This window comes from Sphingopyxis sp., assembly GCF_036402335.1.
Lineage (GTDB): Bacteria > Pseudomonadota > Alphaproteobacteria > Sphingomonadales > Sphingomonadaceae > Sphingopyxis.
Genome location: NZ_DASWTD010000404.1, coordinates 1 through 4,852, shown reverse-complemented (window position 1 = coordinate 4,852; position 4,852 = coordinate 1). Strand labels below are relative to the sequence as shown.

At 62.1% G+C, this 4,852-nt stretch carries 4 protein-coding genes; 1 reads left to right on the top strand and 3 read right to left on the bottom strand.

The annotated features are described in order from the left end of the window. The 3 genes from VGD20_RS13030 to VGD20_RS13020 form a co-directional block, all read right to left on the bottom strand. Window positions 1-726 (bottom strand): AMP-binding protein (locus VGD20_RS13030; protein WP_331134859.1); only part of this gene is annotated, 726 nt, incomplete at its 3' end. 1 nt (window position 727) lies between these two features. After that, on the bottom strand, window positions 728-2,224 hold the full coding sequence (locus VGD20_RS13025) for a carotenoid oxygenase family protein (RefSeq protein WP_331134858.1): 1,497 nt from the start codon (window positions 2,222-2,224) through the stop codon (window positions 728-730). Further along, complete coding sequence (locus tag VGD20_RS13020; protein WP_331134857.1) at window positions 2,221-3,150, bottom strand: nitronate monooxygenase; 930 nt, start codon at window positions 3,148-3,150, stop codon at window positions 2,221-2,223. The genes VGD20_RS13025 and VGD20_RS13020 overlap by 4 nt, the downstream gene beginning before the upstream one ends. Window positions 3,151-3,304: 154 nt before the next feature. Between VGD20_RS13020 and VGD20_RS13015 the strand changes: the two genes are divergently transcribed. Then, window positions 3,305-4,852, top strand: a 1,548-nt coding sequence (locus tag VGD20_RS13015; protein ID WP_331134856.1) for a TonB-dependent receptor, incomplete at its 3' end; no start/stop codon positions are given.

Below are 4,852 nucleotides of genomic sequence, written 5' to 3'. Positions count from 1 at the left end.
CAGCGGGAAGGGGTTGAGCAGGATATCGCCCGGTCCGACCTTCATCGCCTCATATCCTGCGCCCGCGACCGCGATCCAGTGATTGTGGCTGCGCGGCACGCCCTTGGGAACGCCGGTGGTGCCCGAGGTCCAGCAGATGGTGAAGATATCGTCGGCGTCGACCGGGTTTGCGGCAACATGCGCGGCGAGAGCCCGCTCGTCGCCGCGGACGGTCGAGAGGTCGAGTGCGCCTTCGGGCGGATTCGGGCCGAAGGTCATCAGCGCGATGCCATCCAGCAACGGCTGCGCAACGCCGACATGGTCGCATCCTTTGACCGTCGTCGCGCACACAAACGCCTTGGGCTCGACGACGCCGATCATGCCCTTCAGCTCATGGCTGCGATATTGCACCGCCGCCGGGCTGACGATCGCGCCGATCTGCGCCGCCGCGAAATAGAGCGCAACGAACTCACTGATGTTCGGAAGCTGGACGAGCAGCACGTCATCCTTGCCGATCCCCGCCTTGACCAACGCGCCGGCGATCCGGTCGATCTCGGCCTCGAGTTCGGCGTAGCTCAACCGTTGCGGCTCACCGAAAGCGAAATCGCCGCGATTGGGTGCATCGACCAGCGCCAGCCGGTCGGGATGCGCCACGGCGTTGGCGAAAAACAGGTCGGCAAAGGTCTTGTCGCCCCACCAGCCGCTTTCCCGGTGCTGTCGCCGTTTGTCCTCTCCTGCGGCGATCATCTCAGGCGGCCAGCACGCTGTTGGCGCCCATGCCGATATCGTCGCCGCTCGCCCAGACGGTATGCGTGCCCGAGCAGATGCGTTCGGGCAGGATGATCCGGCACACGGGCCCCGCCGCGACATTTTTCGCGTCGATCAGCACGCATTCGCTGGTGTCAGTTTCGAGGTCGGCGATGAAGGAGACGAGATAGCCGTCGTCCTCGTCCTTGGCATCGATGCGCGGCGCGAAGGGCGCTTCGCTGCCGAAGCGGCCGGGGCCGAATTCATAGTCCTCGCTCGTTCCGGCATTGAGGTCGTGCTTGACGAGCCCGCGGAACAGGAACCAGCCGGGTTCGGGGATCGCGCTATAGGCGTAGCGATAGGGCTTGCCCGCATAGCGGTGGTTGAACATGCCGAATTCGAGGTCGCGCTCGTCGAGCCTTTGTTCGATCGTCTTTCCGGTCTTGAGGTTGAAGCGCCAGCGATGGAGGCGCGGCTTGAGCAGCCCCTGATCGAGATAGGCCATCATCCGTTCGAGCCCCTCGGGCGCGTTCGGATAGGATTTCGGCATCGGCTCTTCCTGATAATAGCCGTCGAGGATGATCTCATCGCCTTCCTCCCACGCGTTCAGCCAGTGAAGCGTGTAGGTCGGCTCGGCTGTAAACCAGCGGATATCCTCAGGGTTTCCATGGCGCGGGATGATCGCGAAGCGCGTCTTTTCGTCGGGATGGAACTGGACGACGTGCAGGTTCCGCTCGAGCAATTCCTCGTTCCAATAGAGCGGCATGTCGTTGAGGATCGTGTAATTCTTCGTGAACGCCATGTCGTGCGGCAGCCGCGGCCCGGCGAGCGGCACCGGGATATAGTGCTTCAGCTTGTTGTCCGCGCCGACGACGCCATAATGCATGTAAGGCGCGTGCTTCGAGTAATTGAAGAACATAAGCTCGCCGGTCGCGAGGTCGACCTTGCAATGCGCCGAAATCCCGTCGAGCGGCACCCAGCTCTCGGTACCGAACTGTTCGAGCGTGAAGGGGTCGAGCCGGTACGCTTCGCCGCACTGGTAGAAGGTCGAGATGATCCGGCCGGCATGGATCGCGACGTCGGTCGAGGATGAATCCTTCAGCCACTCCTGCGCCCCCCAGCCGTGGCGCGTCGACTTGTGCGGCGGCTCCATCAGCCCCGCCCACAGCGAGCGACCGGCTTCCTTCTCGGCCTCGAAGCCCTTGGTGCGCACGAAGCGGCTGCGATAGCTCGCGCGGCCGTCCTTGAATGAGATCGCGTGGATAAAGCCGTCGCCGTCAAAGGGGTGGTAGCGGCCGATCGGCTCGTGGATCTGGTTCTCGCCGGTGCGCACATAGACGCCGTCGATGTCGGTCGGGATATTGCCGATCACCTCGGCATCGCCGTTCACGAAGATCGCGTTCCATTCATTATAGGTCGGGCGCCAGGCGTCTTTCATATAGGGATGGTCGTTCGGCTGGATCGTGGTCCGGATCGTGTCGACGAGCTGTGCGGTCATGCGGGGACTCCTTCGGCGGCGGCAAAGCGCGGGCGCGTTGCGGCCGCATCATATTCGGAAACGAGGCGGTCGACGATGGCGGCAACGGGCTCGATGCCGCGAACCGCGCCGACGCCTTGGCCCGCGGACCAGACATTCTTCCACGCCTTCGCGTCGTCCTGCGCGTCCGAGAAGTTCGGGCGCTTGTCCTGGGGCATGTTAGCCGGGTCGTAGCCAGCAGCAATCAGACTGGATTTCAGCCAGTTGGCGGTCACACCGGTGATGCCTTTGGAAGGAATGATATCCTCGGCGCCCGCTGCAACCACCATCTCCTTGTACCCCGGCACCGCCATGCTCTCGGCGCAGGCAATCAACGACGTGCCGAGATAGGCGAGGTCGGCACCCAATATCTCCGCGGCGCGGACAGCATGGCCGGTCGAGATTGCTCCGCCGAGCACGAGCGGCCCGTCCCAGAACTGACGTACCTCCTCAACGAAGGCGAAACCCGCAGTAGCACCGGTATGCCCGCCGGCACCCGCGGCGACGAGCACCAATCCGTCGACTCCGGCCGCCGCAGCCTTGCGTGCGAAGCCCACCGAATTGACGTCGGCGAAGACGAGCCCTCCATAGCTATGGATTTCTTCGACCACCCGCGCAGGGCTGCCGAGCGCGGTGATGACGAGCGGCACCTTATGCCGAACGACACAGGCGAGATCCTCTTGAAGACGGCTATTCGACGGATGGACGACAAGATTCACCGCCCAGGCAGCGGCTTCGGGATCGTTTGACAATGCCGCATCGATCCGGCTCACCCAATCTTCAAGGTCGGCCGACGTGCGCGCGTTGGGCGCCGGAAAACTGCCGATCACCCCCGAGCGCGATGCGGCAATCACCATCTCGGGACCCGAGACAAGGAACATCGGCGCGGCGATGGCCGGCAACCGCAAATTGCGGGTTAACGCCGGAGGAAGGCCGTTTTTCGGCACTGTTATGTTCTCCCGAATTATCTGACTTGCATAACGATACTTAAAGACGATAAGAGTCGCAAGGCCAGAAAAACATCGCGGGGCGAACCCGACGATGGTGGGAGGGAGAGAGTTCATGAAGACGCATTTCGTCGCGCTGCTCGCTGCATCGGCGCTTGCCAGCCCCGCCGCTGCCTTTGCACAGGACGCGGCGCCCACGGAAGATCAGGGCGGGCTCGAGGAAATCATCGTGACCGCGCAAAAACGCGCCGAAGGCCTGTCGGACGTGCCGATCTCGATTTCGGCGGTCAGCGGCAAGCAGGTCGAAAGTTACGGTCAGACCAACCTCGAACAGATTTCGTCTTCGGTCCCCAACCTCAAGATCACCCAGACCGCGATCGCCAACCGCATCGCGATCCGCGGCATCGCCTCGGGCGATAACAAGGGCTTCGAACAGTCGGTCGCGATGTTCGTCGACGGCGTCTATTACGGCCGCGACCAGCTCTCGCGCCTGCCGCTCGTCGATATGGAACGCGTCGAAGTGCTGCGCGGGCCGCAGCCGACCTTGTTCGGGAAAAATGCGATCGCGGGCGCAGTGAACATCACGACGCGCAGCCCGACCGACGAGTTCGAAGGCTCGGTCAGCGGCCTCTATGAATTCAACCACAAGGAATTCCAGCTCACCGGCGTTCTGTCGGGGCCGCTTAGCGAAGGCGTCGAGGCGCGCGTCGTCGGCTATCACCGTTCGATGGACGGCTATTTCTACAACCAGAAGCTCGACCGCGACGAACCGAACGTCGACGAATATTATTTCCGCGGCAAGCTCGAACTCGATCGCGGCGGGCCGTTCGCCGCCGAACTGAAGCTCGAATATGCCGACTTCGAAATGAAGGGGCAGCCACGCGACGTGTTCGGGGCGGTCGGCAATTATAACACGGTGTTCCAGGGGCCGTTCTTCGTCAGCACAGATCCTGATTATGTCCGCGAGGACAATGGATATGAGAGCAAGAACAAGGTGTTCGGTGCTACGCTTAACGCCGACCTCGAAGTCGGCGAGCACACGCTGACGTCGGTCTCGTCGCTGCTCGACTATAAGACGCGCGAGATCGTCGACGTCGATTTCTCGGGGATCAGTTTCCTCGACGGCACTAACCTGCGCGAAGATTATCGCCAGTTCAGCCAGGAACTCCGCCTGACCTCGCCGGGCGGCGAGACGTTCAACTATATCGCGGGCGTCTATTACCAGCATGCCAAGCTCGACGTGCAGGACTTCACCCGGTTCAACTCGACCTTCTTCAGTCTTCCGGCACCGTTGAGTGTGGTTGGCGATACACGGAACGACCGTGACTATGACCAGAAATCGGACCTGATTTCGGCCTTCGCGCAAGGCGAAATTTCGCTCAGCGAACGCTTCCGCCTCACTGCGGGCGCGCGTTTCAATCATGAGAAGAAAAAAGGCCGGCGTACGCTCGCCATCGTCCAAGGACCACTCAACACCCTTCCGGCGGCTACGGTTGCGGCGGTGTTCCGTGCTCTCAATATCGAGGCCCACAATATCTCGGGCAAATTGAGCGAAGACAGCTTCAATCCGATGGTTAATGTCCAGTTCGACGCGACCGATGATTTGATGCTCTATGCCTCCTATGCCAAGGGTACGAAGGCGGGCGGGTTCGACATCCGCTCT

Coding starts and splice junctions, on each gene's coding strand:
- VGD20_RS13025 (WP_331134858.1), bottom strand. CDS start 2,224: ATGACCGCACAGCTCGTCGACACGATCCGGACCACGATCCAGCCGAAC.